We start from the raw sequence: 26,064 nt of genomic DNA on the forward strand, positions 1-26,064 counted from the left end.
GCGCCGATGACACGGCCGATCAGAAATACGGGGACATGACCCAGCGCCAGCTTCCGATCATCCTGGCGCTCGGCACCACGCAGACCCTCGCCTGGGCCTCCAGTTATTATCTGCCGGCGCTGCTCGCCGACCCAATGGGACGCGAGCTCGGTGTCTCCTCCAACTGGATCTTCGGTGCGTTTTCGGCCGCGCTGGTGATCTCCGCAATGCTGGGCCCGCGCATTGGACGGCAGATCGATCTCGTCGGCGGCCGTCAGGTGCTGTCGGCGTCCAACGTGACCATTGCCGCCGGCCTCGTGCTGCTTGGCATCTCGCAGTCGGTGATGGTGATGGCGATCGCCTGGCTGGTGCTCGGCATCGGCATGGCAATGGGGCTCTACGATGCCGCCTTCGCCGCTTTGGGGCGCATCTACGGCACCGAGGCGCGCAGGCCGATCACCGGCATCACGCTGATGGCGGGCTTCGCCTCCACCGTCGGCTGGCCGCTCACCGCCTGGGGCCTGTCGCATATCGGCTGGCGCGAAACCTGTTTTGCCTGGGCCGCCGCCAATATCCTGATCGGCCTGCCGCTCAATTTCTTCATGCTGCCGGTCATCAAGGGCGCCAAGCAGGCGGCAGCCGCGGCCGCGAAGCCGCATGTGCCGCTCGACCGCACCATGATGTTGCTGGCCTTCATCTTCGCGGCGGTCTGGACTGTCACCGGCGCGATGGCCGCGCATTTCCCGCGCATCCTGGAAACGATGGGGGCAACGCCAGTCGAGGCGATCGCGGCCGGCGCATTGATCGGGCCGGCGCAAGTTGGTGCCCGCATGCTGGAGGCCGGCTTCCTCAGCCGCTTCCATCCGCTGTGGTCGACGCGGCTCGCCAGCCTCACCCACCCGCTCGGCGCCGTGACCGTCGCAATCTTTGGCGGCGCTGCGGCGAGCGCGTTCGCGTTGTTCCACGGCTCCGGCAACGGCATCCTGACGATCGCCCGCGGCACCCTGCCGCTGTCGATCTTCGGCCCGAAGGATTTCGGCTATCGCCTCGGCATCATCGGCGCGCCGGCACGGATGGCGCAGGCGGTGGCGCCGCTCGCCTTTGGCCTGCTCATCGACCTCATGGGCGCCAAGGTGCTGATCGTCTCATCCGCGCTCAGCCTCTCGGCGCTGGCCGCGCTGTTCCTGATCCGCGCCGGCCGGCGGCCGGATTGACCAGCACGCCGGCAATCCATTGCGCCGCCGTGAAGTGCTCGAGCGCTGCAAAGCTGCCTTTCGCCAACCCCGCCAGCACCAGTACGACGGCGCCCGCGCCCATGCCGACGGTGAGAAAACCGAGCGCGCTCGAGCGCTGCATCAGCGGTCGCGACAGCACGTTGTAGAACGCCATGCAGAACACCGCACCGGTCATGATCACTCGCCGCGCCATGCGCCCGGTGGGCTTTGCGCGAGGCCAGCCGCCAGCGCCGCCGACACGCGGAGCAGAAACGCGCAAGGCAACAGGCAGAGAAAACCGATCCCCCAACGGAGGGCCGCGAGCAGGACGGGATCGGCGCCGCCGACGAGGTAGCGGGTGACGGCCGCGGCAGTCCCGCCGAAGCTGCTCGAGACAAGCGCGATCGTAACTCCGCCCCACTCGCCCACGACCTTCTCCTGTCACGGAGCTTTCGCGGGCCCTAGCATGATGCTGTTGCCACCCTTGTGGCAGCGGCCTCAGGGAAAGGTCAGTCGGTAAAACTCCGGCGCCATCCTCTGGCTGTCGCGCTGGGCGGTTGTCGTGGTTGATCCAGAGCTGCGCCTTCTCCTTTGCGAGCGTGTCTGCGATCTTCTGCATCGAGGCCGGCGGCGGCCGGAAGCTTGCCCCGACCGGATGCCCTTCCAGCTGGCGCGCTCTTCGCCCACATCACGGCGGATAGAGATCGCCATCACCTCGCTTCTCGTCCGGAGGGCTGGCTGGAGCATCGTGCACCGTCAACGGTCGCCGATCCGCAACCAATCGCGCCAGCTGCGGCGCGGCGGCACTGGTACCGATGAGCCGAAACACCACGCCGCTTCGATTGCCCCCGGCACGTACACCCTGCAGAGCATCTGACTCGTCGCAGAACAGCGCATAGTCGGGACCAACTCGCCGTGGGAGCGGCCCGGTTCGTGCGGGGCCCGCCGACGAATAAGGCGACTTGCGTTTCGGCGCCGACAGAATGTAGCCGCCGGCCACCTGCACACCAGCGACGCTGTCCGTACCGATCCCGTTGAGGGTGCCCAGGCGAGAAACAAGCGAGCCGGTCTTGTCAAATTCCCCACCGGCATACGTGCAGCCGGCCTCGGCCGCGCGGCCCGCCTCCCATCCGGCGTCGATGAAGTACGAACGCTTCGCACCCGTGCGCATGTTCATGTTCGGATCGGTACGTGCCACATAGGCATGAACCTCGCTCCCCAACTCGATGCCCTCCACCTTGATCTTCCAATTCCCATGCTCGGGCACCATGCCGGCTCCCGCGATGGTGGGCTCGACCGCAATCAGCCACACCCTATTGTCACCCCAGTCAACGGGGGCATACGCACCGGTATAGGGCGGAAGCGCCGGTGCAGCGGGCGGCGGGGGTGGGGGGCCGGGAGGCGCTGGACCGGCAGTCGACGAGGAGCTACGACCGCCGGGCGAGGTGAGCGTAACAATGACATTGTCCGTGCAGTTCTTCTTCATCCAGACTTCGGCAAAGCAGAGCACGGTATTGTCGGGGGGAAGGCGCCACGTCCATTCGACATGGACGGGCTCTGCCATGGTTTGCCTGACGAAATGGATGTGCCCATCGCTCAGATAGTTGTTGCCGGCAGGCAGGAAGACGTCGAGCTTTGGACTTACGGAAACGCCGTCATAGTGGGTGACAAGCTCCCTCAGCTTGCCCTCGAGCTCCGACGTGCCGTTGTGAGGTCCGGTTGTCGGCCCGTAGCTGACATTGATCACCACGTTCGTTGTGCCAGAATCGACAAATGACATGATGTAATCGACTGCATCGGCGACGTAACCCTTCAGCCAGACGCCGGTCGCGTCACGAAGGCAGCTCTCGGGAAACTGCACGAACACGATATCTGCTTCGCAAGCGGGATCGGTCAGGGGATCTCCGGGCTGCCAACTTGGCGGATCGCGGCGCGCGATGCGTGCCGAGAGCGGAATGCGTCCGGCGAGGACATCCATTACATGTGCACCATGCGAGGCCTGATGCTTGAGGGTCTTGAAACCTCCACGCGCGTAGCAGCCATCCTCGTCGATCGTGTTTGCCCTCTTGTGCAACTGGATCCAGTCGTTGAGCCCAACCACGCCGGATATGGAGTCTCGAAGGAACTCGAGGCCGTAATTGAAATCGAACGGCTTCTCGCCAAAGACGTCGGCACCTACCGGGATCGGGACTCGGCCTGCGTGCTCGTTCTGATCCCAGACACCGCGCACGCGTGTCCCGGATGCGACACCCGCGATCCTTTTGACAAACTGAGCGGCCGCGAACGGACAGCCATCGTCGATCACGCCGATGAGGAGAGGTGTCGGTGGTTGTTCGCTCGCGGACCTGTTGCGCTGCGCACCCTTTTGTATGGCCGTCGGCTTCAACGGGAGGGACAGCTCGACCCGGGATACGTTGTCGTCCCACGCCCGGAAACTGTCCTTCTCGACAGCCCTTATGTAAGCCCGCATGGTCAGATATCGCGAGTTCGGGCTGGTCAGCCCGAATTCGGCGCCGAAGTCACTAGGACTCATGGCTCTCACAAAATTATCGGCGAGCCCGGCGTGCTTAAGCTCCACGAACAGGAATAGCTTGGACTCCTGCTCGTCGAAAAAATCGAAGTTCTTAAATTCGCTCGCGATTGCGTACCGGAGGTACGGGTCGAAGCATCTCGGCAATTCCTCGGCCATGGAATGCTCTCCACTTCGGTTGCAGGGACGTGTTTCCTACGGAAATCTTGTCGAAACTTCGTAGTAGGCCTTGTCCCATAGTTCCTTCATCAGGAGGGACTGCGTAACAGTCCCTCCTGTGGTTTCCGAATAGAACTTGTTGGCATTGAGCGCCTGGTCAGCATGGAAGGGATTGAAATCCGTGCGAGAGTTACTGTCGGCGTGGCTGGCGTTGAATTTGCGGCTCTTGGTTGCCGTGCTCCCGAGACAACGGCCGACGAAGTACTCGCCCAAGGCGATACCCAGCATCCGCCCTGCCATGCTGTCGACTGGAAAATGGACTCCGGCCACGACCCGATTGGTTGCGATTCGTGCGGCCTGCCGGTCGAGCTGCTCGACGATCTCCGGGAATCCGGATGTCGTCTTGTGCAGGCTCAATAGCCGTTTCAGCACGTAGGCTACCGCGTAAGCCTGCGTCGCATGTCCGCTCGGGAAACTTCCGTGTCCCGGCGTCGTGATCATCGGCTGAACCTGGGCGTTGTATTCCACGGGACGCGAGCACCCCAGCGCATGCTTGAAGCGCATTTCCACGTAAACGCAGAATTGCAGGACCATGTTGATGAGCTCGAATGTCCGCCTGGTCCTCTCGGGATGCAGGTAGACGATCGAGGACCAGAAGGCATACTGGGGATCGATCTGCGCCATGATTTCTGTGGCGCGTTCGTTGCGCAGCTCGGCCCAGCTCACGACCATCTCAATCTGGTCTTGAAACGTCGATTGGACCGGACGCCCTAACTCCGCAATCACGTATGCGGGCGAGCGAACCAGGAATGCGTTCGGATCGGCGCCCGACACCTGAAGGGTGATGCCCTGCAGCATCTCCCCGACCGCTGTGTAGGCGCGCACCCACGGCTCCCAGCGATCCAATTGGGCTGGGTCTTCGATCGCCGGCAAGGCCGGCGCGTAGTAGTAAAAATACGGAGAGGTCGGTCGCTCCGGAACAACGATTGTCCCTTCGCGAGCGTGGATGAGTGCATCCACCATGATGGGATTGGCCCAGACGTCGCCGAGCGTGCCAATTATCGCCCCACCGGCCCCTCCAGCGCCGCCCGCTCCGCCTGCACCTCCTGCCCCCCCTGCGCCGCCGGCTCCGCCAGCACCACCTGCACCGCCTGCTCCTCCCGCCCCGCCTAGTTGAGCCATTGCCTGCCTCCTTATGAAAACAAGTCGGTATGAGGTTAGTCAGCCTGTCGTCGGTAGTCCTGCCACTTCGAGGCAGCGAGCCCAGTGCCTGCCTGTTTCGAGATTCGCATTGGGGAGGCGCCCGATGTATCGATCTAGGGTCAAATGCGGCTCGAGCTCGCGCATCTTGCCCAAGGCTTCGCGGGCCTCCGCGACCCGTCCTTGCGAAACGAGTGCGATAGCGAGGACCCGCCACGTAGACGGATGCATGCGATTGAGAATGAGAGATGAGCGCGCGAGCTCTTCCGCCTCGTCGTATCGATGCGCCGATAGAAGCGCCGTGGCGCCCAGGGACTCGAAATAATACCGCTGCGGATCGAGCGGGGAGAGTTTCAGAGCGCGCCGCGTTGCGTCCACGGCTGCCTCGCCGTCGCCTTTGAAGGCGTCGACGGTGCCCCGGTAGAGCCAGCCCAACGCGTGGCTGGGGTTGGCATCGACGGCCTGCTCGCACCGCTTTCGGGCAGCGTCCAGGTCCTTCAACATGTGACAATAGACGAAGCCTTCGGTCGCAAGCGCAAGCGCGTCGGACGGGTCACGGTCGAGCGCCGCGCGAGTGGCGCTCAAGGCCTCGGCGGCCTCGCGTTTGCGGTCCTCGGACCAGCCGCGCGTCATGCGCAGGATGTACCAGTTGGCGAGCCAGGCGCGCGGGGCAGCTATTCGGCCGTGGCGATTGATCAGTTCCTCCAGCACCGTCCGGGTCTGGAGAAACTCCTCCCTGCTCGACCGGTGCATCAGGCGGATGCTGCCAAGCAGCAGCGAGTAGCTTTCTAGCGTCGGTAACGGCTGGGTCAGGATATGCTCGACCTCGGCATCGAAGACCGACAGATGCACTGCAGCGGCGATGCGGTGAGCCAGTTCGCTCTCCGGCTGCAGCAGATCGCCGATATTGCCGCTCAGGCGGTCGGTCCAGACGACTTGATTGGTTCGCGCCGCGGACAGCTCCGCCGTCACCAGAATCCGGTCCGCATCGACCACATAGCTGCCGCTGAGAATGTAGGTGGCACCGAGATGCGCCGATACTTCCGCCACATCGCTGACCCTGCCGCGAAATATGTTGGTCGACAGACGCGAGATCACCTTGAGGTTCGCCGATCTGGAGAGGCACCAGATCACGCTGTCCGCGATCAGGTTACCAACGTCGAGATGCTCCTCCGCGTCCTTGCGCGCGTCGAAGGGGATGACGGCGATCGTCGGCTCCATGGGAGTTCCATAGTCTCGCCGAGCTGCGAGGCTTGGGTGTGGACTGGCCGGACCAACGCGGTAGGCGCGAACCGGCTTGTCAAAGTGCTTGAGGATACAGTCGCCCAAATCTTCGCACAGCGCATCCACTCCGTGCGTCAGCTCGTCGCGCGCCGCAGCGCTGCCAATCGTCTCCCCCGGACTGGCCAGGCTGGCAAGAGCTGTCGCCAGTTGCTCATGCGCGGCCTCGCTGGCGATGGTTTCACCGGGACCGGCAAGAGTTGCGAGCCGGGCTGCGAGGTTGATGCCGGTGCCATAGATGTCAGTGCCGTCACTCCAGGCGGTGGAGGAGTTGATCCCCGCACGAAGCTGGAAGTGTTGATCTTCAGGCCGCCCGGTGTTCTGAACGGCGATACTCCGGTGCATTTCGGCGGCGGCATTGACGGCATCACGCACGGATTCGAAGCGGGCCATGAGCCCGTCTCCGAGGCTCTTCACGAGGCCGCCGCGATAACGCGGCAGAATTTGGCCGGTGGCAAGTTGGACGAAGTCGGTCCATCGACGCACCGCGGACGCCTCATGCTCCCGCATCAGACGCACGGACTCGACGAGGTCGACCAAGAGGACCACGGTGTCCTGCTGCACGAGGCCCATTGCTCGTCTCTCCGAAGCCCGGCCTCCGCTGACCGGGCTCTCAGGTGAATGGCCCTTAAGGCCGGTACTGCTTCACTACCTTGATGTTGACCGGACCTTGCCCGGCAGTTGCGAACTCAGCGCACGCACGTCCTCATCGAGCGCACGTCAATCCATACTGCGCAGCTGGCCGCTCGGTTATGAACCAGATCACGATTTGCGAAACGCCCGGGTGGGTCGCAATCGCGACAACTCAAAATGAAAACGCAAACTTCTTCTCGTCATGCGCGAAGTCACGTTCACTCACCGCTAATGCGGGCAGGTCTCGACCTCGACCGTGACGTGGCTGAGGCCCTTCAGCCCGGCGAGCCGCCGCTTGTAGACGGCCGGCTGCTTCGGCTTGTCCGACACCACCGAGAGCAGCACGGCACAATGGCCGGGGCCGACCTGCCAGAGATGCAGGTCGGTGACGCGATCCTCACCGACCTCCATGCGGGCGCGGATCACCCGCTCCAGCTTCTCGTCGGCGCGCACGTCGAGCAGCACCGCACCCGATGATTTGATCAGGCCGAATGCCCAGCTCGCGATCACGGCGCTGCCGATCAGACCCACCGCCGGGTCGGCCCAGACCCAGCCGGAATACATGGCAAGGCCGAGCGCTGCGATCGCCAGCACCGAGGTTGCGGCATCGGTCATGACATGGACATAGGCCGCGCGGAGGTTGTTGTCGTGCTGATGGTGGTGATGATCGCGCTCGTGGTCATGCTCGGCGTGGTCATCATGCGCATGGCCATGGCCGTGGTGATGATCGTGGCTGTCGCGCAGCAGCCACACGCTGGCGAGATTGACGCCCAAGCCGAGAGCAGCCACGGCCATGGCCTCGCCGTAGACGATCGGCACCGGATTGACCAAGCGCAGCACGCTCTCATAGGCGATCTCGACCGCGATCAGGCCGAGGATGATCGCGCTGGCGAAGGCGGCAAGATCGCCGAACTTGCCGGTGCCGAAGGTGAAATGCGCATTCCCCAGATGCCGCCGCGCGAAGCGATAGGCGAAGGCGGCAATGCCGAGCGCCGCCGCATGGGTGCCCATGTGCCAGCCGTCGGCGAGCAGCGCCATCGAACCGAACAGCGAGCCGGCGACGATCTCGCCGACCATCATGACCAGCGTCAGCACGACCACGAACCAGGTGCGGCGCTCGTTGTCGTCGTGCTTCTCGCCCAGGAAGGCGTGGTCATGGGTCCATTGTTCGATGGAATGGGAATGCATCGAATTCTCCAGAAGATTCAGCTCTGTTGGCCTCCAATATAGACGGCAGGCACCAATTTTCTAAGGACCAATCGTCCCGCGGATTGACAGTGCTTCTTAGTTTCGCTGTAATCTGCGCCATGGGGATTTGAGCGATCTCCCCACGAGGCGACAGGCCCAAGCATCGCGTCCCGTTTGGTTCTCGAGGACGCATCATGTCTACATTCACGACCATCTCATCCGACAAAATGGCACGGCTGATCGGCACGGCGAATGCGCCGGTTCTGATCGATGTGCGCACCGAGCAGGATTTCGCCGCCGACCGGCGGCTGATTCCCGGCTCCATCAAGCTCGGCCACGACAACGTGGCGGACTGGGGCGGCGCCTTCGCCGGCCGCCGCGCCGTAGTCTCCTGCCTCCGCGGCGAGAAGCTCGCGCAAGGCACCGCGGCCTGGTTACGCCAGCTCGGCGCGCAGGCCGAAACGCTGGAGGGCGGCTTCGAGGGCTGGAAGGCGGCCAAGCTGCCGCTGGTCGACGCCCGCAAGCTGCCGCCGCGCGATGCCAAGGGTCGCACCGTCTGGGTGACGCGGGCGCGGCCGAAGGTCGACCGCATCGCCTGCCCGTGGCTGATCCGCCGCTTCGTCGATCCGGGCGCAGTGTTCCTCTATGTCGCGCCGTCCGAGGTGGTCGCCGTCGGCGAGCGGTTCGGCGCAGCGCCCTTCGACATCGAGAACGTGTTCTGGAGCCACCGCGGCGAGCTCTGCACCTTCGACGTGATGATCGAGGAGTTCGGCATCGCGACTCCGCCCCTGCTGCGTCTCGCGACGCTGGTGCGGGGCGCCGACACCGCGCGACCCGACCTCGCGCCGGAGGCGCCCGGCCTGCTCGCGGCCTCGCTCGGGCTGTCGCGCATGTATGACGACGACCTCGAGCAGCTCGAGGCCGGCATGCTGCTCTATGATGCCTTCTACCGCTGGTGCCGCGACGCCACCACCGAGACTCACAACTGGCCGACCAACAAGGTGAAGGCGTAATGGACGTTCGCGCCGATCAAGCGGGAGCTGGTGCCGGTCACGGCATCAGCTTCAACGAAGCTTTTCGCGTCTGGCTCCGTGTCGCCTGCCTGAGCTTTGGCGGCCCCGCGGGCCAGATCGCGGTGATGCACCGCATCCTGGTCGAGGAGAAGAAGTGGATCTCCGAAGGCCGTTTCCTGCACGCACTGAACTATTGCATGCTGCTGCCGGGACCTGAGGCGCAGCAGCTCGCGACCTATGTCGGCTGGCTGATGCATCGCACCGCCGGCGGGCTGATGGCGGGCGGGCTGTTCATCCTGCCCGGCATCATCGCCATCATGGGCCTCAGCTACATCTATGCCGCCTTCGGCAATGTCAGCTTCGTCGAGGCGCTGTTCTTCGGGCTCAAGGCGGCCGTGCTCGCCATCGTCGTCGAGGCGGTAGTGCGCGTCGGCAAGCGCGCGCTGAAGAACCGCATCATGATCGCGCTCGCGGCCGCGGCCTTCGTCGCGATCTTCTTCTTCGCGGTCCCCTTCCCGATCATCATCATCGCCGCCGGCCTCATCGGTTATGCCGGCGCCCGAAGCGGCCGTCCGGAATTCGCGCCGGCCGGTCACGGCCATGGCGGCGGCGCCGCGATCGACAGCATGCTCGGCGAGGCCGTACCGGATCACGTCCGCCCCGACACGGCGCGCGCGATCCGCGTCGGTGCATTGTGGCTGGCGCTTTGGCTGGTGCCGGTGATAGCGCTGCTGATCGCCTTCGGCCAGGCCAACGTATTCAGCCAGATCGCGCTGTTCTTCTCGAAGATGGCGCTGGTCACGTTCGGCGGCGCCTATGCGGTGCTGGCCTATGTCGCCCAGCAGGCGGTCGAGCATTATCATTGGCTCAAGCCGCATGAGATGCTCGACGGTCTCGGCATGGCCGAGACCACGCCGGGCCCGCTGATCATGGTGCTGCAATTCGTGGGCTTCATGGCGGCCTATCGCGACCCTAGCGGCCTGTCGCCGATGCTCGCGGCCACGCTCGGCGGCCTGCTCGCGACCTGGGTCACCTTCACGCCCTGCTTCCTCTGGATCTTCGTCGGCGCGCCCTACATCGAGCGGCTGCGCGGCAACGCGGGCCTCGCCGGCGCGCTCAGCGCGATCACCGCCGCCGTGGTCGGCGTGATACTCAACCTGTCGATTTGGTTCGCGCTGCACATCCTGTTCCGCGAGACCGTGCCGGTGCATGCGTTTCCGCTGAACTTCGACATGCCGGTGCTGAGGAGCGTCGACGTGCCGGCGCTGGTGCTGGCGATCGCGGCGGCCACCGCGATCTTCCGGTTCAAGCTCGGCATGCTGACGGTGCTGGCGGGCAGCTGCGCGGCGGGCGTGGCGTTGCGGATGGCCGGGGTGATCTGATGCCAGGGACGTGACTAATCGTGAGTCCAGGATGAGTTGGAACGCCGCGGCCGAACGCCACCTAGGCAGGGGGCGTTTGGAGAAACAGCGATGCGTTTCCTTCTGGTTTTCAGTTTTCTGATCACCTTGGTCGGCGCTGCCGACGCCGCACAGGCGCGTCATCCACACCGGCGGCACGCGATTGTCCATTCCGGTCAGGGTATGGTCCCGTCCGGTCCAGCTTCGGGCTTCGCCTACGCGCCGCCGCCGGAAACCTCAGCTTATCCTGGCGCCACTGAACCTTATTTCGGCGCTTCTCAAGGTTATGCGCCCGGCGAAAAGGAGCGGTTTCTTCGCAGTTTGTTCAGTCCGTAGGGCCCGTGCCACCCCTAGGCCTTGCGCTGTCGCGGCGAGGGCGTGGGAAAGCTGCTGAGTTGAATCCCGCAGCCTTCCCTTATTCACGTCAATAAGCGCCGACCTTTGTTAGCGTCGGGTTGGATCGTTTGTGCCGCCCGGACGGATGGTCTGAGGACCGCCCTGGCCGGAACCCGCGCCACTGCCGCCGCCGGCGCCTACGCTGGATCCCGTCGAACTGCCGGTACCTGCATCGCCCGCTCCCGTTCCACCCGCCGCGCCGCTCGTTCCGCCGCTGGTTCCTCCGGCCCCGGCGCTAGCGCCCGCACCCGCGCCGCCCGCTCCACCTGCGCCGGCCCCGCCTCCGGCACCTCCGCCCGCCTGCGCATGGGCGAACCCGATCGAGGCGCCGGCAAGCAACGCACACATGGCTACTGAGAAGATTGTCTTTCGCATGGTTCAAACTCCGATTGACGATGACATGCCAATCGAAGCCGCGCGCAAACGTTCCCGATGATATTCGTCGGAGGCTTTCAACATCGCTAGGAACGATGTTGCGCAACGTTCAATTGATTCCAGTCCCGCGGCCACTCGACGTACCCTTCCGCGTAGCGCGCACGACTCATCACATGGCAGATCCTGGCCGCTGGCTATCGCATCATCATCCGCGCGATCGCTTCCCCGATCACCACCGTCGTGAAGTGCGTGTTGGCGCGGCAATCGGACGGCATGATCGAGGCGTCGGCGACGCGAAGGCCGCTGATCCCTTTCACGGTACCATCGGGGTTGACCACGCCATCGGGGTCGTTCCCGCCGCTCATGCGGCAGCTGCCGGCGGCATGCTGGATGTCGCCGGTCTCGCGGCGCAGCACCGAGTCGAGCTCGTGATCGGGCAGGCTGGCGGCCTGCGGCAGCGTCAAATCCGTGTCAGCGAGCCTGATCCAGTCGGCGATGCCTGACAGCGCCGGCTGCGACGTGATGACCGCGAGGCGTTTCACCGCATCGATCATGCGCAGCATGTCGCGCGGATCGGCCAGCATGTTCTCCTCGACGACCGGATCGATTGCAGGATCGGTCGAGGCCAGCTTGAGCGTCCCGCGCGAATAGGCGTTGAACAGCCCCGCGCCGATCGCTCCGGGGTTCCCGATGCCGCGATGATTGAAGGCGATCAGGATCATGTCGCGCTTGCCGCCATTGGCGAGGCCGGAGGAATAGGTCACGCAGCAATTGGTGTGGCGCGTATCCGGATCGGTGGGACGAAGCTCGTCCCGGAGCTGGATCGTGGCGCGAAACAGCGGATGGTCGAAGAAATGGCGGCCGACCGGCAGATCGCGCGTGACAGCAATCCCCATTGCCTTCAACTCCTCGGCCGGCCCGATGCCCGAGCGCAGCAGGATCGCCGGACTGTGGATGGCGCCGGCGCACAGCACGATCTGGCGGGCGCTGATCTCCTGGGTGCCCTGCCCCTCGACATGAACGCGGACACCGGTCGCCCGTCCGTCGCTGATCAGCACGCGATCGACCAGCGCATGCCCGCGGATCTCCAGGTTGGCGCGCCCGCGTGCGGGCTCGAGATAGCCCTCATTGGTGGTGATGCGGCGCAAGTCGCGGCTGTTGATGGGGTAGCACGCAACGCCCTCGCCGTCCGGACCATTGACGTCGGCGCACCAGGGATAGCCGCTCGCAAGTGCCGCATCGCGCAAGCCGCGGTCGATCGGACCCCACTTTTGCAAAGGCGCGCGGTAGACCGGCAGTGGCCCGCCGCGGCCGTGGCCCTCGACATCGCCGAATTCCAGATCGTCCTCGATCACCGAAAACAGCGGCATCACCTCTTTCGCCGACCAGCCGGTGCAGCCATTGGCCGCCCATTCGTCGAACGCATCGGCAACGCCGCGGATCGCGATCTGGCCGTTCATCATCGACGAGCCGCCGAGCCCCTTGCCGCGCCAGTAGAAGCGCGGCTCCTGCCCAGCGACGCGGCGCGTCAGAAGATCGGGCCATTGCCATTTCTCCTGGTACTCGCGCTTGTGGATGATCGGGATCGGATTCGGCGTCCGCACCTCCCAGGGCGCCTCGTCGGCGCGCCAGTCGAGCCCCGCCTCGAGCAGCAGGACGCGCCGTGCGGGATCTTCGGAGAGCCTTGCGGCCACGGCGGCGCCGGCGGAGCCGCCGCCGACAACAATGACATCGTACATCGCGCTACTTCTCAACGTTCCAGAACACCGGGATGGCGGACGGTATCAGACCGCGCAAAGTCGCGCGATAGGCGGCCGGCTGCGCGAACTGGCCCCACGGGATTCCGGGCGCCTGATCGTACATGACGGCCTGGATCTCGCCCGCGATCTTCTTCCGGTCCGCCTCGGCCGGCGCCTTGGCGAAGGCTTCCATCAGAGGGGTGATACGCGCATCGCATTGCCAGCCGGTGAAGTCGGCACAGTTGAAGGCAACCATGACATTGGTCAGCGGCGAGCCGAGGTCGAAGCCGCCGGCGTGGACGCCATAGACGCTCCAGCCCTCCTTCTTGGCGCGGCGCGCCAGCACGCTCGCCCAGTCCATCACCTGCAGATCGACGTTGAAACCTGCAGCCTTCAGCCGCTCGGCGAGCACCTGCGCCGAAACGCGCGGGGCTTCGAGGTCGTTGGCCTGCATCACGACGACGGGCTCGCCGGCATATTTGGTCGCCTTCAGCGCAGCCTTCGCCGCTTCGATCGAGGGCTTTGCGGCGGCTTCCGTGCCGGCCTTGCTCTCGTATGTGGTGCCGCAGGTGAAGTAGGTCGCGCAAGGGGTGGCGTATTTGGCGTCGAGCCCGAGCGCATCCAGCACTTCGCGCTGGTCGACCAGCTTCCACAGCACGCGGCGGATCTCCGGATCATCGAACGGCTTCGAGGCCGCGTTGAGACGGTAGGCGCCGGCGAACATGTTGCCGCCGGTGAAGTTGACGAGCTTGACGCGCGTGTTCTTCTCCAGCTGCGGCAGCAGATCGAACGGCGCGTACTGCATGAAATCGATTTCGCCGGCCTGCAGCGCAGAGGCGGCAGTCGCACCATCGGGAATGACGCGGACCTCGAGCGTGTCGACATTGACGCGCTTGCCGCCGGCCAGGAAGTCCGCGGGCTCGGGACGCGGCACATAGTCGCCGAACTTCTTCAGGATCATGCGGTCGCCGGTGCGGTGGTCGGCCTTGCTGTAGACGAACGGGCCGGAGCCGACGATCTCGGTGGTGCGCTGGTCGCCGGGCGTCCTCGCGATGCGTTCGGGCATCATGAAAGCGACCGGGCTGACGGGATTGCCGAGCGCGTCGATGACGAGGCCGGACGGCTCCTTCAGCGTCAGCACGAAGGTTTTCGCATCGACCGGCTCGAGCGAAGCCGTGATCGCGAAAATGCGGCGGCCGAGTGCGCTGCGGGTGCCCCAGCGACGCAGCGAGGCCACGCAATCGGCTGCCGTGACGGGCTGGCCGTCGTGCCATTTCAGGCCGTCGCGCAGCGTGAACGTATAGGTCAAGCCATCGGGCGAGACTTTCCAGTCCTGCACCATTTGCGGCTTGATGTCGCCCTTGGCATCCTTCGCAAACAGCGTGTCGAACACCATGTAGCCGAACGTGCGCGAAATATAGGCCGTGGAGAAATGCGGATCGAGCGTGACGATCTCCGCCTCGAGCACCGCGACGAGATTGCCCGCCGCATGCGCGGGCGCCGCCACCAGCGCAAGGCCGAACAGCGCGGGAATGAAAGTCTTCAGTTTGAGCATTGGGGTGTTTTTGCCTTTTGACCAGCCGTTTGCGTTCAGCAGGAAAAAAGCAATGTTCGTGCCCACACGTATGCGCTCATAGCTAGCTGCCACGCGTTTGCAGGATGCACATACTTAGAGTTGGAGAGCGAGGCTGGCGCAGCTCGTCATTGCGAGCGCAGCGAAGCAACCCAGAGTCTTTCCGCGGTGGGATTCTGGATTGCTTCGCTGCGCTCGCAATGACGGTGGAGCAGAGAGCACAACACGCGCTGTCGCCGCCCGGCTTGACCGGGCGACCCAGTATTCCAGAGACAGCTGATGGATACGGAGAAGCCGCGGCGTACTGGATGCCCCGCCCCCGTGCGCAATTGCGCACTAGGCGGGGCATGACAGCGTCGTTGCGGCGACAGTTGGGGCCAGTGCCCTACCCGATCACTCGACCGAACTTGTTCGACTTCGGGAAACCCTTCGGCGGCAGGCGGCCGGCGTCGGCGCGCGTGCCCTGCCACTCCGCCAGCTCCTTCATGGTCGCGGAGAATTCGCGTCCTGCGGAATCCTTCCAGGTCAGGCCCGCCTTGGCGTCGAATACCGCAACGTCGGACAGGCCGCCGTCCTTGTATTTCTGCAGGCGCACGCCGCGGCCGCGGGCCATCTCCGGCACCTGGTCGAGCGGGAAGACCAGCATCTTGCGGTTCTCGCCGATGACGGCGACGGTGTCGCCCGTCACCTCGGTGATCGCGCGGGCCTCGTTCGGCATGTCCACGTTGAGGACCTGCTTGCCCTTCTTGGTGGTGCCAACGCAATCGTCCTCGTTGACCACAAAACCCTGGCCCTCGTGGCTGGCGACCAGGAATTTGCGGCCGCCCTTGTTGACGAACAGCGCGACGGGCGCGGCCTCCTGCTCGAGGTCGATGAACAATCGGATCGGCTCGCCATGGCCGCGGCCGCCCGGCAGCTTGGCGACGTCGAGCGAGTAGAACTTGCCGTTGGTGGCGAACAGCAGGAGCTTCGAGGTCGTCTCGGCGAAGAAGGCGAAGCCGAGCTTGTCGTCCTGCTTGAAGGCAAGGCCCGAGAGATCCTCGACATGCCCCTTCATGGTGCGGATCCAGCCCTTGTCGGAGACGACCACCGTCACCGGCTCGCGCTCGACGAAGGCCTCCTCGATCGCGGCGAGATCGTGCTCGGGCGCATCCGCGAAGGTGGTGCGACGCTTGCCGAGCGGTGTCTTCGGTCCGAACATGTCGCGGACCTTGCCAACCTGCTCGCCGACCTTCTTCCACTGCTCGGCTTCCGAGGCGAGCACCGCGTTGATGCCCTTGAGCTCGGCGCGGAGGTTCTTGTCCTCGGTGCGGATCTCCATCTCCTCGAGCTTGCGCAAGGAGCGCAGGCGCATGTTGAGGATGGCTTCCGCCTGCACCTCGGTGAGCTTGAACGCCTTCATCAGCTCAGGCTTCGGCTCGTCCTCGGTGCGGATGATCCTGATCACCTTGTCGATGTTCAGGTATGCGATCAGGAAGCCGCCGAGCACTTCCAGCCGGTGCTCGATCTGCGCCTTGCGGTAGTTGCTGCGGCGGATCAGCACGTCGCGCAGATGGTCGAGCCATTCGCGCAAGCACTCCGCGAGCCCCACGACCTTGGGGATGCGCCCCTTGATCAGGACGTTGAGGTTCAGCGGAATCTTGTTTTCGAGCTCGGTGAGGCGGAACAGCGATTCCATCATCAGCGCCGGATCGACGTTCTTCGACTTCGGCTCGATCACGATGCGGACGTCTTCGGCCGATTCGTCCCTGATGTCGCCGACCAGCGGCAGCTTCTTCTGGTCCAGCAGCTCGGCGACCTTCTCGATCAGACGCGACTTCTGCACCAGGAACGGAATCTCTGTGACGACGACGGCCCAGGTGCCGCGTGCGCCCTCCTCCTGCGTCCACCGCGCTCGGACGCGGAACGAGCCGCGGCCGGTGGTGTAGGCTTCCGCAATCGCCTGCTTGGAATCGACGATGATGCCGCCGGTCGGGAAATCTGGGCCCTTGACCCACTTGAGCAGTGCCTTCGACTTTGCGTCGGGCTTCTCGATCAGGTGCAGCGCGGCATCGCACAGCTCGGCGGCGTTGTGCGGCGGGATCGAGGTCGCCATGCCGACCGCGATGCCCTGCGCGCCGTTGGCGAGCAGGTTCGGGAAGCCGCCCGGCAGCACGATGGGCTCTTTCGACTGGCCGTCGTAGTTGGCGCGGAATTCGACCCCGTCCTCGTCGATGCCCTCGAGCAGAAGCCGCGCGACGTCGGTCATGCGCGCTTCGGTGTAGCGGTAGGCGGCGGGGTTATCGCCGTCGATATTGCCGAAATTGCCCTGACCGTCGACCAGCGGATATCGCGAGGAGAAATCCTGCGCGAGGCGGACCATGGCGTCGTAGATCGCCTGGTCGCCGTGCGGATGGAACGAGCCCATCACGTCGCCGACGATCTTGGCCGACTTCTTGAAGGCCGTGCCGGGGTCGAGCCTGAGCAGGCGCATGCCGTAGAGGATGCGCCGGTGCACCGGCTTCAGGCCGTCGCGCGCGTCCGGCAGCGCACGGTGCATGATGGTGGAGAGGGCATAAGCGAGATAGCGCTCTTCCAGCGCCTCACGCAGCGGCACCTCGTGGATTTCAGCCGGTTCTTCCGGCGGAACGATTCGTTTTCCCATGCCGCCCGGTTAAACCGTGGAAGCGAATCGGGCAAGGATCGAATGGTTCCCTGTGGGCGACGTACTAACCTGCCCAGCCGGCTGTGACGGTCTGGGTTGGGGCTGGACCAGGTGTTTGCGCAGGCGCCGGCGCATTGGTCAGGCAACGGCGGGCGGCCTCGATCTCGGCGTCGGTCGCGCCCCGCGACCGCGCCCATGTCTCTGCAGCGGCAGCGGAATATTTCGCCACATAGTACCGCACCACCGTGCACGAGGCCCGGCGAAACGCCCCGGGCTGCGGCTCGCCAGCCATGGCGTCGGGAGCGAACGCAAGCAGCGTCGCGGACAAGGCGAATCCCCTGATCAACATTTGGGCTGTCCCCCGATGTGGAACCTCAAGCCGCAAGTCCGCGCGGGCCGATTTCGTTCCAGGGAACTGCATGCTGCTGGGCAAGGCTGGGCAGCTATTACGTCATGGCGCCGGGATCGCCGCCCTCGCCTGCTGCCGCATCAGGGCGTTGATGAAGCCGGCTCGCGCATCGGAATGGCCTTGGCCACGCGGCTCCAGCACGTGGCGGAGCAGGAACAGGCCGGTGAGCCGAAAACCGTCCTGGAGATCCTGCTCGGTGAGATCGCCCGCCGTTTCGCCCTGGCGCAGGAACGGCGGCAGCCGCAACAGCCGGTCGCGCCACGGCTCGCCCGCGCTACGCGATACCGCGCCGCCTGATTTCGGCGAGACATAGATCAGGTCCGTGGTCTCGCCGGTCACCGCGCAATTGTCCAGCGCCAGGCCGAAACCCAGCTCGGCGAGCATCGCCAGCTCGAAATGGATCAGGTGCACGGCCGCGCTGCCGATGTCGTCGAAATCGTCGAGCGAATGCTCGAGCAGCGCAAAGATGTCCTCATGCGGATCGCGCTCCGGCAGCAGCCGCGCGACGGAGGCGAGATGGGTGACGCCATAGACGCCGTGGGACGATGCCAGCAGCGTTGCCGCGCGCAGCTTCAATCCCTCGATTGCGTAGGTGCCCAGATGCTCGTCGAGCCGCGCCCGCCACACCGCACTGACGCTGTTCCCCGGCTGCAGCAGCGGCCGCATCCGCGAGCCGGCGCCACCGCGGACGAGGCCGAGATGCCGGCCATGCGCGCGCGTCAACAGCTCGACAATGGCGCTGGACTCGCCATGCCGCCGCACCCCCAGCACGATGCCTTCGTCGGACCATTCCATAGGGGAAGTGTAGCGGATTCCGGCGTTCAATCGTAGGGCGGATTAGCCGAAGGCGTAACCCGCCAATCGCCCGTGCACGTCAAAGGTGGATTACGCTTCGCTAATCCACCCTACGGCGCCTCACGCGTTGAACCAGTCCCGCGCGTCGCCGCTGAAGGAGAAATACAGGCCCATCGTCGTCAGCGCGCAGGAGACGATCTCGATGGCGCTGTCGAGCTCCAGGCCCTTCTCGCCGATGATCTGGCCGAGCGAGATCACCGACAACACGAGGGCCGCCGCCAGCACCCAGCGTGGCCAGTTCTTGCGATGATGCGCGGCCAGCCGGACGAAATAGAGCAGCAGGAGGATCATGCCGCCGGCGAGCAGCGTCCCGGTCATGATCATCTGCTCGGTCACCGCGGCATTGGGCGTGCGGTCCTGCACGGCGATCGAGACGGCGTCCAGCATCAACGATGCATAGAGCAGCGCTTCGAAGCGCTGGACGTTGGTGGGTAGGCTCATCGAATGCCGATCTTTTCTTGGTTATTCTTTTGGGAAGTCCAGGCCCATCTCGCGATAGCGATCGGGATCGTCGCCCCAGTTCTCGCGCACCTTGACGAACAGGAACAGGTGCACCGGCACGTCCAGAATCTGCATCAGCTCTTTCCGCGAGTCGGCGCCGATCGACTTGATGGTGGCGCCGCCCTTGCCGAGCACGATCTTGCGCTGGCTTTCGCGCTCGACGTAGATCGTCTGCTCGATCCGCACAGACTTGTCCTTGCGCTCCTCCCACTTGTCGGTCTCGACCGTGGACTGGTAGGGCAATTCCTGGTGCAGCTTCTGATAGATCTTCTCGCGGGTGATCTCGGCCGCCAGCTGCCGCATCGGCGCGTCCGACATCTGGTCCTCGGGGTAGAGGAACGGACCCGGCGGCACCATGTCCGCGAGCGTCTTGCGGATGTCGTCGACGCCATCGCCCGAGATCGCCGAAATCATGAACGTCCGCACGAAAGTCATGCGCTCGTTGGCCGCCTGCGCCAGCGCCAACAGCTTCTCGCGTTGGACCAGGTCGACCTTGTTGATGACGAGGATCTTGTCGTGATTGACGCTGGCGGCCTTGGCGAGGATCGCCTCCGCCTCCTCGTCGATGCCCGTTTTGGCATCGAGCAGCACGCAGACCAGATCGGCATCATGCGCCCCGCTCCAGGCGGTCGAGACCATGGCGCGGTCGAGCCGGCGCTTGGGCGAGAAGATGCCGGGCGTGTCGACAAGGATAATTTGCGCGTTGTTCTCGATGACGATACCGCGGATCAGCGCGCGCGTGGTTTGCACCTTGCGCGAGACGATCGTGACCTTGGCGCCTACCAGCGCGTTGACCAGCGTCGACTTGCCGACATTCGGCGCGCCGATCAGCGCGACGAAACCGCAGCGCGTCGCGCCGGGTGCCCCGCCGCTTGCTTCAACCGTCATTGCTGCCGCCGACGCCTTCGCGTTCGATCATCACTGAGGCTGCCACTTTCTCTGCCGCGCGCTTGCTGCCGCCGATACCCTCGGCCGGGGCCAGGCCCGGCAGATCGACGGCGACACGGAACTGCGGATCGTGATGCGGGCCAGTGCGCTCGACCTCGCGATAGACAGGCGTCGGCAGTCCCTTGCCTTGCGCCCATTCCTGCAGCACGGTCTTGGGATCGCGCAAGGGCCGGCGCGGCTTGTGCATCCGCTCGGTCCAGTTGCGCTTGACGAATTCGGCTGCCGCCGCATGGCCGCCGTCGAGGTAGATGGCGCCGATCACGGCCTCGCAGATGTCGCCGAGGATGGATTTGCGCAGGCGGGCATCGGCACTGGAGCCGACCGAGCCCAGCTTGATGTCGTCGACGAGACCGAGCGACTTGGCGACGTCCGCGCAGCTCTCCTTGCGCACGAGCTCGGCAAGCCGCTTGGACAGCTCGCCCTCATCGGCGTTCGGGAAGGCGTGATAGAGCATGTCGGAGACGACGAGCCCGAGCACGTGGTCGCCGAGGAATTCCAGCCGCTGATAGCTGTCGCCTCGCTTGCGCCCGGACTTCAGGGCCGAGACATGCGTGATCGCCTGCATCAGCATATTTGGATCGGCGAAGCTGTGGCCGATCCGCGCCTCGAGCGCCGCGTTGGCATTCGTGCCCTTGGCCTTGCTGCTCCGCGGCCGTTTCTTCTTGGCAGGCGCCTTCGCCGCAGCATCGCCCTCGGGAGCGGCTTGCACCTCGGTCGGTTGGATCGCGATGTCCTTGGCTTCGTCTTTCATCGGACGATTTTGAAGAACCGATTCCAGCGCACCGCCCACGGCCAGCGCCAGAGCATCCAGGCGTGCTCGCCTTCAGCGATGGAGAAGAAGATCATCTGGGCGCGGCCGATCAAGTGCTCCTGCGGGACGTAGCCGACCTGGCCGAGAAAGCGGCTATCGGTGGAGTTGTCGCGGTTGTCACCCATCATGAAGAAGTGGCCGGCCGGGACGGTGTAGACGTTGGTGTTGTCCATGTAGCCGTTGTCGGCGCAGTCCAGCGTCTCATAGGACACGCCGTTCGGCAGCGTCTCCTTCCAGCGCTTCACCCGGGAGATGCCGCCGCCTTCCGAGCCGCAAGGGTCCTCGCCGACATATTCGCTCATGCGCTGCCGCTCGACGGGCGTATCGTTGATGTAGAGCAGCCCGTCCCGCATCTGGACACGGTCGCCGGGAAGGCCGATCACGCGCTTGATGTAGTCGGTGGAATCGTCCTTCGGCAGACGAAACACGACGATGTCGCCACGAGCGGGGTCCGAGCCCCAGATCCGTCCCGAGAACAGCGGCGGCGAGAATGGAATCGAGTAATGGCTGTAGCCGTAGGAATATTTCGAGACGAACAGATAGTCGCCGACCAGCAGCGTCGCCTTCATCGAGCCGGACGGGATGTTGAAGGGCTGAAACAGGAAGGTGCGGATCACGAGCGCGATCAGGAGAGCATGAATGACGACTCGGATCGTTTCGCCGACGCCGCTCTCAGTTTTCGTTCCCGAAGTCACGCTCATTGCTCTCTCAATTCCGGCCGGCGATCATAGAGCGCCCTCCTCCCGCGAACGGCCCACCGGTTCGCGGCGCAAGGAGATTGTCCTGATTCTGATAGTGAGGGCCAATTCCGGCGTAAAGCCGAATTCGCCCAGGCTGATTTGCGTTCGCGGACTTTTAGACGGTTGTCGGAGGCCACGCAATCAAGGATCGCATCAAAACTGATTAAGATATTGATTTATAAAGAAAATCACAAAACGCCCGAGCCGCGATCAAGGTTTCGGCAGCGGGACGGCGGAAATGACGACAAAAGCCTGCGCCAGCGGCCAGTCGTCGGTGATCGAAAGGTCGATCCGCGCCTCGAACCCCTCCGGTGTCAGGGCCTGGAGCCGGGCCAGCGCGCCGCCGGTCAGCTGCATGGTCGGCCGCCCGCCCGGCAGGTTGACCACCCCCATGTCGCGCCACCAGACGCCGCGCCTGATGCCGGTGCCGAGTGCCTTGGAGCAGGCCTCCTTGGCGGCGAAGCGCTTGGCGTAGGTCGCCACCACCATCTTCTCGTTCTTGGCGCGCCGTTCCGCCTTGGCACGCTCGGCCGCGGTGAAGATGCGGTCGAGAAAACGCTCGCCGTGGCGCTCGATCACCTTGGCGACGCGGGTGATGTCGATCAGGTCGGAGCCGATGCCGATGATCATGCCCGGCTCCGGCCACGATCCATCGCCGCGCGCATGCTGCGCACGGTCTCGGCCATCCCCACGAACAGCGCCTCGCCGATCATGTAATAGCCGATGTTCAGCTCCATGATTTCGGGCAAGCTCGCGATCTTCTCCGCCGTCGCATAGTCCAGCCCGTGGCCGGCGTGAACCTCGAGTCCCGCGTCCTTCGCCAGCTTCACCCCGGCCACGATCCGCTGCCATTCAGCCTCGGCCTTGTCGGTGTGGCCATCGACGACGGCATCGCACCAGGCACCGGTGTGGATCTCGATCACAGGGGCGCGCAGCCGTGCCGCCATCTCGATCTGGGCGGGATCGGCCGCAATGAACAGCGAGACGCGGATGCCGGCCTCGCTCAGCCGCGCGATATAGGGCGCGAGCGCGCTGCGCTGGCCGACCACGTCCAACCCGCCTTCGGTCGTTACCTCCTGGCGCCGCTCCGGCACCAGGCACACCGCGTGCGGCTTGGTGGCGAGCGAGATCCGCATCATGTCGTCCGTCGCGGCCATCTCGAAATTGAGCGGCTTGGAGATCTCCGCCTTCAGGCGCGCCATGTCCTCGTCGCGGATGTGCCGGCGGTCCTCGCGCAAATGTGCGGTGATGCCGTCGGCGCCGGCCTCGATCGCGAGCAGCGCGGCGCGCACCGGATCGGGATGGCGGCCGCCGCGCGCGTTACGCACGGTTGCGACGTGATCGATATTGACGCCGAGGCGGAGCGGAGGTGCGGGCATTTCAGAACTCGCGAAATCAGAGGGAACGGCGCATGCGAGATGCGCCTATCCATTAACACGTTCGACTTTGGCGACGACCGCCTTCGCGCGCAGCTGGGCCAGGATCGCGCTGAGGTGCTTCAAGTCGTAGACTTCGAGATCGATCGTCGTCTCCGTGAAATCGGGCGAGCGGCGCTGCATGCTGATATTGTCAATGTTGCCGTCGTGCTCGGCGATCACGGTCGCGATCTGCGCCAGCGCGCCGGGCTCATTGACGTTCTCGACCTTGATGCGGGCCGGGAAGCGCTGCGGCGCGGAATCCTCGATGTCCCAGCGGACGTCGAGCCAGCGCTCCGGCTCCTCCTCGAAATCCTTCAGGGCCGGCGCCTGGATCGGATAGATCGTGATGCCCTCGCCCGGCGTGACGATGCCGACAATGCGATCGCCGGGGACGGCGCCGCCGTTCGGCGCGAACTTCACCGGAAGGTCGGAATTGATGCCGCGGATCGGGATCGCGACCGGGCTGCGCGACTGTTCGGAGACCCCCTTCTCCTTGAGCTTGGCGGCAAGGCCCTTCTTGACGCCGTAGCGCGCGATGCGCTCCTCCTTGTAATCCGGGTACATCGCACGCGCGACATGGGAGGCCTTGATCTCGCCGCGCCCGACCGCCGCCATGACGTCCTCGATCGATGTGCGCGCGAGCCGCGGCAGCGCGCCCTTGAGCTTGTCGTCGGCGTATTCAATCTTGGCGCGCTCGAACAGGCGCTCGACGATGCGCCGGCCGAGCCCGACATATTGGTCGCGCACCGCGGTGCGCGTGGCGCGGCGGATCGCGGCACGCGCCTTGCCGGTGACGGCGAGCGTTTCCCAGGCCGAGGGCGGCGCGGACTGCGCCTCCGAGGTCAGCACCTCGACCTCGTCGCCGTTCTGAAGCTCCGAGGACAGCGGCGCGAATTTGCCGTTGATCTTGCAGCCCACCGCGCTGTTGCCGACGTCGGTATGCACCGCATAGGCGAAGTCGATCACGTTGGCATGGCGCGGCAGCGCGATCAGCTTGCCCTTCGGGGTGAAGCAGAACACCTGGTCGTGGAACAGCTCGAGCTTGGTGTGCTCGAGGAATTCCTCCGGGTTCGCGCTTTCCGAGAGGATGCCGATGGTGTGGCGCAGCCAGGCGAACGCGTTGGACTCGCGCTTGAGGAATTCGGTCGGCGAACCCACGCCCTCCTTGTAGAAAACGTGCGCGGCGATGCCGCGCTCGGCGATCTGGTCCATCGCCTCGGTGCGGATCTGCAGCTCGACGCGCTGGTTGCCGGGGCCGATCACCGTGGTGTGGATCGAGCGGTAGTCGTTCTGCTTCGGCGTCGAGATATAGTCCTTGAAACGTCCGGGCACGACCGGCCAGGTGGTGTGGACGATCCCGAGCGCGCGATAGCAGGCCTCGACGTCGCTGACGACGAGGCGGAAGCCGAAGATGTCGGACAATTGCTCGAAGCCGACCGACTTGCGCTCCATCTTGGTCCAGATCGAGAACGGCTTCTTGCGCCGGCCATAGACCCGCGCCCCCAAGCCCCGGTGGCGCAGATTGTTGGAGAGCTGGTCCTCGATCTCGCCGATCAGGTTGCGGTTGCGCTCAGCCAGCGCGTCGAGCCGCTGCATCACCACCGAATAGGCTTCGGGATCGAGGGTGCGGAAGGACAGATCCTCCAGCTCCTCGCGCATTTCCTGCATGCCCATGCGCCCCGCCAGCGGCGCATAGATGTCGAGCGTCTCCTCGGCGATGCGCCGGCGCGATTCCGTCGGCACGAAGTCCAGCGTGCGCATGTTGTGCAGACGGTCGGCGAGCTTGACCAAAAGCACGCGGACATCGTCGGCAATGGCCAGCAACAATTTGCGCAGATTCTCGGCCTGCTTAGCCTCCCGCGACACCAGCTCCAGCCGCTTCAGCTTGGTCAGGCCATCGACTAGCGCGCCGATCTCCGAGCCGAAGATCTGATCGATCTCGGCCCGCGTTGCCTCGGTGTCCTCGATCGTGTCGTGCAGCAGCGCGGCCACGATGGTGGCGTCGTCGAGCTTGAGGTCGGTGAGAATCGCAGCCACCTCGAGCGGATGCGAGAAATACGGATCGCCCGAGGCGCGGGTCTGCGAGCCGTGGGCCTTCATGGCGTAGACGTAGGCACGGTTCAGCAGGTCTTCGTTGGTGTTGGGATTGTAGGACCTGACGCGCTCGACGAGGTCATATTGACGCATCATCCGGGCGCGAGGCCGGGCGGGGCGCGCGACCGGCGCAGTCGGGGCCACGGCAACCGATTCGGTTGCGGCCTGCATCTGCGTGGATCTGCGGCGCCGATATACCATGCCGTCCTGCCTTCAAACGGGCTTGAGCCGGCCCGCTGCATACATCCTAACTCCGATCGCGCTCGTGTCCGATCAATTCAGTGACAGGGCCAAGCACCGACCGCAGCGCTATGGTAACCACGAAAAGGTCAACAAAAGCAAAGGCCCGAACGATCGTTCGGGCCTTTGATATGATCACAAGAAGAAGATGATCGCGATGGGGAATTACTCGTCTTCCTCGGGCTGCTCCTCGGGAGGCGCGAGGCCTTCCAGGCCCTTCAGCAGCTCCTCCTCGGTCATGCGCTCCACGGCGACCTCGGTGTCGTCGGCATCGACGCTTGCCCCCGCGGAACCGATCAGCGGCACTGTATCCGGCTCGGGCTCGTCCACCTCGACGAACTTCTGCAACGAGTGGACCAGCTCCTCGCGGAGGTCCTCCGGCGAGATCGTCGTCTCGGCAATTTCACGCAAAGACACAACAGGGTTCTTGTCGTTATCGCGGTCAACCGTTAGTTGTGAACCGGATGAAATCATGCGGGCACGGTGGGCGGCCAGCAGGACCAAGTCAAACCGGTTGTCGACCTTGTCGATACAATCTTCTACGGTGACGCGAGCCATGGACTGTCGCTCCGTTGTGGGTGGGACGAAATATGTGGATGATTGGGGCTAGTTATAGGGGCCGGGACGGTTTCGCAAGACCATTTTGTGATTTGGCCTCGCCAAACCGCTCTGCTACCCCACATTGGGGCTGGGACGGGTGGTTTTCCGGGCTGCCGTTGGGGGC

Annotated in this window: 23 protein-coding genes; 4 read left to right on the plus strand and 19 right to left on the minus strand. The window is 64.8% G+C overall.

The window, feature by feature from the left end; translation table 11 throughout:
• Window positions 1-35 precede the first annotated feature (35 nt).
• On the plus strand, window positions 36-1,193 hold the full coding sequence (locus I6F28_RS13555) for an MFS transporter (protein ID WP_225140097.1): 1,158 nt from the start codon (window positions 36-38) through the stop codon (window positions 1,191-1,193).
• Here I6F28_RS13555 and I6F28_RS13560 read toward each other — a convergent pair.
• From I6F28_RS13560 to dmeF, 6 genes are all read right to left on the minus strand, one after another.
• Window positions 1,135-1,389 carry a hypothetical protein gene (locus tag I6F28_RS13560; protein ID WP_225140098.1) on the minus strand — a complete coding sequence of 85 codons (255 nt, stop codon included), beginning with the start codon at window positions 1,387-1,389 and terminating at the stop codon, window positions 1,135-1,137. The two genes, I6F28_RS13555 and I6F28_RS13560, sit on opposite strands and share 59 nt — an antisense overlap.
• Window positions 1,390-1,391: 2 nt before the next feature.
• Window positions 1,392-1,622 (minus strand): hypothetical protein, encoded by a 231-nt coding sequence (locus I6F28_RS13565; RefSeq protein WP_225140099.1) that lies wholly within the window; start codon window positions 1,620-1,622, stop codon window positions 1,392-1,394.
• A 259-nt stretch (window positions 1,623-1,881) separates the two neighbouring features.
• A complete protein-coding gene (locus tag I6F28_RS13570) occupies window positions 1,882-3,882 on the minus strand; it encodes a S8/S53 family peptidase (RefSeq protein ID WP_225140100.1) in 2,001 nt (666 codons plus the stop codon).
• Window positions 3,883-3,918: 36 nt separating this feature from the next.
• Window positions 3,919-5,064: a phosphatase PAP2 family protein gene (locus I6F28_RS13575; RefSeq protein ID WP_225140101.1), complete on the minus strand. Its 1,146-nt coding sequence runs from the start codon at window positions 5,062-5,064 to the stop codon at window positions 3,919-3,921.
• 39 nt (window positions 5,065-5,103) lie between these two features.
• Window positions 5,104-6,936: an adenylate/guanylate cyclase domain-containing protein gene (locus I6F28_RS13580; RefSeq protein WP_225125120.1), complete on the minus strand. Its 1,833-nt coding sequence runs from the start codon at window positions 6,934-6,936 to the stop codon at window positions 5,104-5,106.
• Between the two features lie 288 nt (window positions 6,937-7,224).
• Window positions 7,225-8,184: a CDF family Co(II)/Ni(II) efflux transporter DmeF gene (dmeF, locus tag I6F28_RS13585; protein ID WP_225113875.1), complete on the minus strand. Its 960-nt coding sequence runs from the start codon at window positions 8,182-8,184 to the stop codon at window positions 7,225-7,227.
• Window positions 8,185-8,378: 194 nt separating this feature from the next.
• On the opposite strand from dmeF, the gene I6F28_RS13590 reads away from it, so the two are divergent.
• The 3 genes from I6F28_RS13590 to I6F28_RS13600 all read left to right on the plus strand — a co-directional run bounded on the left by I6F28_RS13590 (window position 8,379) and on the right by I6F28_RS13600 (window position 10,933).
• On the plus strand, window positions 8,379-9,197 hold the full coding sequence (locus tag I6F28_RS13590; RefSeq protein WP_057029754.1) for a chromate resistance protein ChrB domain-containing protein: 819 nt from the start codon (window positions 8,379-8,381) through the stop codon (window positions 9,195-9,197).
• Entirely contained in the window at window positions 9,197-10,579 is a 1,383-nt protein-coding gene (chrA, locus tag I6F28_RS13595) for a chromate efflux transporter (protein ID WP_036014994.1), read from the plus strand. Before I6F28_RS13590 ends, chrA begins: the two co-directional genes overlap by 1 nt.
• A gap of 90 nt (window positions 10,580-10,669) precedes the next feature.
• Window positions 10,670-10,933, plus strand: coding sequence for a hypothetical protein (locus I6F28_RS13600; RefSeq protein ID WP_146207726.1), 264 nt, complete (start codon window positions 10,670-10,672; stop codon window positions 10,931-10,933).
• A 629-nt stretch (window positions 10,934-11,562) separates the two neighbouring features.
• Here I6F28_RS13600 and I6F28_RS13605 read toward each other — a convergent pair.
• The 13 genes from I6F28_RS13605 to rpoZ form a co-directional block, all read right to left on the minus strand.
• A complete protein-coding gene (locus tag I6F28_RS13605) occupies window positions 11,563-13,107 on the minus strand; it encodes a GMC family oxidoreductase (protein WP_225140102.1) in 1,545 nt (514 codons plus the stop codon).
• A 4-nt stretch (window positions 13,108-13,111) separates the two neighbouring features.
• The gene (locus tag I6F28_RS13610) at window positions 13,112-14,662 is read right to left on the minus strand and encodes an ABC transporter substrate-binding protein (protein ID WP_036025509.1); all 1,551 of its coding nucleotides are present in this window, start codon (window positions 14,660-14,662) and stop codon (window positions 13,112-13,114) included.
• A 403-nt stretch (window positions 14,663-15,065) separates the two neighbouring features.
• A complete protein-coding gene (gene parC, locus I6F28_RS13615; protein WP_036015009.1) occupies window positions 15,066-17,324 on the minus strand; it encodes a DNA topoisomerase IV subunit A in 2,259 nt (752 codons plus the stop codon).
• Window positions 17,325-17,388: 64 nt separating this feature from the next.
• Window positions 17,389-17,673, minus strand: coding sequence for a hypothetical protein (locus tag I6F28_RS13620; protein ID WP_036015015.1), 285 nt, complete (start codon window positions 17,671-17,673; stop codon window positions 17,389-17,391).
• A gap of 102 nt (window positions 17,674-17,775) precedes the next feature.
• Window positions 17,776-18,528, minus strand: a complete 753-nt coding sequence (gene recO / locus I6F28_RS13625) for a DNA repair protein RecO (RefSeq protein ID WP_225140103.1) — start codon at window positions 18,526-18,528, stop codon at window positions 17,776-17,778.
• 120 nt (window positions 18,529-18,648) lie between these two features.
• Window positions 18,649-19,029, minus strand: a complete 381-nt coding sequence (locus tag I6F28_RS13630) for a hypothetical protein (protein ID WP_036015023.1) — start codon at window positions 19,027-19,029, stop codon at window positions 18,649-18,651.
• 21 nt (window positions 19,030-19,050) lie between these two features.
• On the minus strand, window positions 19,051-19,977 hold the full coding sequence (era, locus tag I6F28_RS13635; protein WP_036039210.1) for a GTPase Era: 927 nt from the start codon (window positions 19,975-19,977) through the stop codon (window positions 19,051-19,053).
• Window positions 19,967-20,788: a ribonuclease III gene (rnc, locus tag I6F28_RS13640; RefSeq protein ID WP_109143526.1), complete on the minus strand. Its 822-nt coding sequence runs from the start codon at window positions 20,786-20,788 to the stop codon at window positions 19,967-19,969. Before rnc ends, era begins: the two co-directional genes overlap by 11 nt.
• Window positions 20,785-21,549: a signal peptidase I gene (lepB, locus tag I6F28_RS13645; protein WP_036015031.1), complete on the minus strand. Its 765-nt coding sequence runs from the start codon at window positions 21,547-21,549 to the stop codon at window positions 20,785-20,787. The genes rnc and lepB overlap by 4 nt, the downstream gene beginning before the upstream one ends.
• A 249-nt stretch (window positions 21,550-21,798) precedes the next feature.
• Complete coding sequence (gene acpS / locus I6F28_RS13650; protein WP_025036721.1) at window positions 21,799-22,218, minus strand: holo-ACP synthase; 420 nt, start codon at window positions 22,216-22,218, stop codon at window positions 21,799-21,801.
• Window positions 22,215-22,967 carry a pyridoxine 5'-phosphate synthase gene (locus tag I6F28_RS13655; protein WP_225140104.1) on the minus strand — a complete coding sequence of 251 codons (753 nt, stop codon included), beginning with the start codon at window positions 22,965-22,967 and terminating at the stop codon, window positions 22,215-22,217. Before I6F28_RS13655 ends, acpS begins: the two co-directional genes overlap by 4 nt.
• Window positions 22,968-23,012: 45 nt before the next feature.
• Window positions 23,013-25,301: a RelA/SpoT family protein gene (locus tag I6F28_RS13660; protein WP_036015037.1), complete on the minus strand. Its 2,289-nt coding sequence runs from the start codon at window positions 25,299-25,301 to the stop codon at window positions 23,013-23,015.
• A gap of 204 nt (window positions 25,302-25,505) precedes the next feature.
• Window positions 25,506-25,898, minus strand: coding sequence for a DNA-directed RNA polymerase subunit omega (rpoZ, locus tag I6F28_RS13665; protein ID WP_007603391.1), 393 nt, complete (start codon window positions 25,896-25,898; stop codon window positions 25,506-25,508).
• Window positions 25,899-26,064 lie beyond the last annotated feature (166 nt).

The sequence above is a fragment of the Bradyrhizobium sp. NBAIM14 genome, from assembly GCF_020193895.1.
GTDB classification, from domain to species: Bacteria; Pseudomonadota; Alphaproteobacteria; order Rhizobiales; family Xanthobacteraceae; genus Bradyrhizobium; species Bradyrhizobium yuanmingense.

Bases quoted from the DNA above. Each gene is read 5' to 3' on its own strand.
- I6F28_RS13555 (WP_225140097.1), top strand. From the start codon at position 36: ATGACCCAGCGCCAGCTTCCGATCATCCTGGCGCTCGGCACCACGCAG.
- I6F28_RS13560 (WP_225140098.1), bottom strand. From the start codon at position 1,389: ATGACCGGTGCGGTGTTCTGCATGGCGTTCTACAACGTGCTGTCGCGA.
- I6F28_RS13570 (WP_225140100.1), bottom strand. From the start codon at position 3,882: ATGGCCGAGGAATTGCCGAGATGCTTCGACCCGTACCTCCGGTACGCA.
- I6F28_RS13575 (WP_225140101.1), bottom strand. From the start codon at position 5,064: ATGGCTCAACTAGGCGGGGCGGGAGGAGCAGGCGGTGCAGGTGGTGCT.
- I6F28_RS13580 (WP_225125120.1), bottom strand. From the start codon at position 6,936: ATGGGCCTCGTGCAGCAGGACACCGTGGTCCTCTTGGTCGACCTCGTC.
- dmeF (WP_225113875.1), bottom strand. From the start codon at position 8,184: ATGCATTCCCATTCCATCGAACAATGGACCCATGACCACGCCTTCCTG.
- I6F28_RS13590 (WP_057029754.1), top strand. From the start codon at position 8,379: ATGTCTACATTCACGACCATCTCATCCGACAAAATGGCACGGCTGATC.
- chrA (WP_036014994.1), top strand. From the start codon at position 9,197: ATGGACGTTCGCGCCGATCAAGCGGGAGCTGGTGCCGGTCACGGCATC.
- I6F28_RS13600 (WP_146207726.1), top strand. From the start codon at position 10,670: ATGCGTTTCCTTCTGGTTTTCAGTTTTCTGATCACCTTGGTCGGCGCT.
- I6F28_RS13605 (WP_225140102.1), bottom strand. From the start codon at position 13,107: ATGTACGATGTCATTGTTGTCGGCGGCGGCTCCGCCGGCGCCGCCGTG.
- I6F28_RS13610 (WP_036025509.1), bottom strand. From the start codon at position 14,662: ATGCTCAAACTGAAGACTTTCATTCCCGCGCTGTTCGGCCTTGCGCTG.
- parC (WP_036015009.1), bottom strand. From the start codon at position 17,324: ATGGGAAAACGAATCGTTCCGCCGGAAGAACCGGCTGAAATCCACGAG.
- I6F28_RS13620 (WP_036015015.1), bottom strand. From the start codon at position 17,673: ATGTTGATCAGGGGATTCGCCTTGTCCGCGACGCTGCTTGCGTTCGCT.
- recO (WP_225140103.1), bottom strand. From the start codon at position 18,528: ATGGAATGGTCCGACGAAGGCATCGTGCTGGGGGTGCGGCGGCATGGC.
- I6F28_RS13630 (WP_036015023.1), bottom strand. From the start codon at position 19,029: ATGAGCCTACCCACCAACGTCCAGCGCTTCGAAGCGCTGCTCTATGCA.
- era (WP_036039210.1), bottom strand. From the start codon at position 19,977: ATGACGGTTGAAGCAAGCGGCGGGGCACCCGGCGCGACGCGCTGCGGT.
- rnc (WP_109143526.1), bottom strand. From the start codon at position 20,788: ATGAAAGACGAAGCCAAGGACATCGCGATCCAACCGACCGAGGTGCAA.
- lepB (WP_036015031.1), bottom strand. From the start codon at position 21,549: ATGAGCGTGACTTCGGGAACGAAAACTGAGAGCGGCGTCGGCGAAACG.
- acpS (WP_025036721.1), bottom strand. From the start codon at position 22,218: ATGATCATCGGCATCGGCTCCGACCTGATCGACATCACCCGCGTCGCC.
- I6F28_RS13655 (WP_225140104.1), bottom strand. From the start codon at position 22,967: ATGCCCGCACCTCCGCTCCGCCTCGGCGTCAATATCGATCACGTCGCA.
- I6F28_RS13660 (WP_036015037.1), bottom strand. From the start codon at position 25,301: ATGGTATATCGGCGCCGCAGATCCACGCAGATGCAGGCCGCAACCGAA.
- rpoZ (WP_007603391.1), bottom strand. From the start codon at position 25,898: ATGGCTCGCGTCACCGTAGAAGATTGTATCGACAAGGTCGACAACCGG.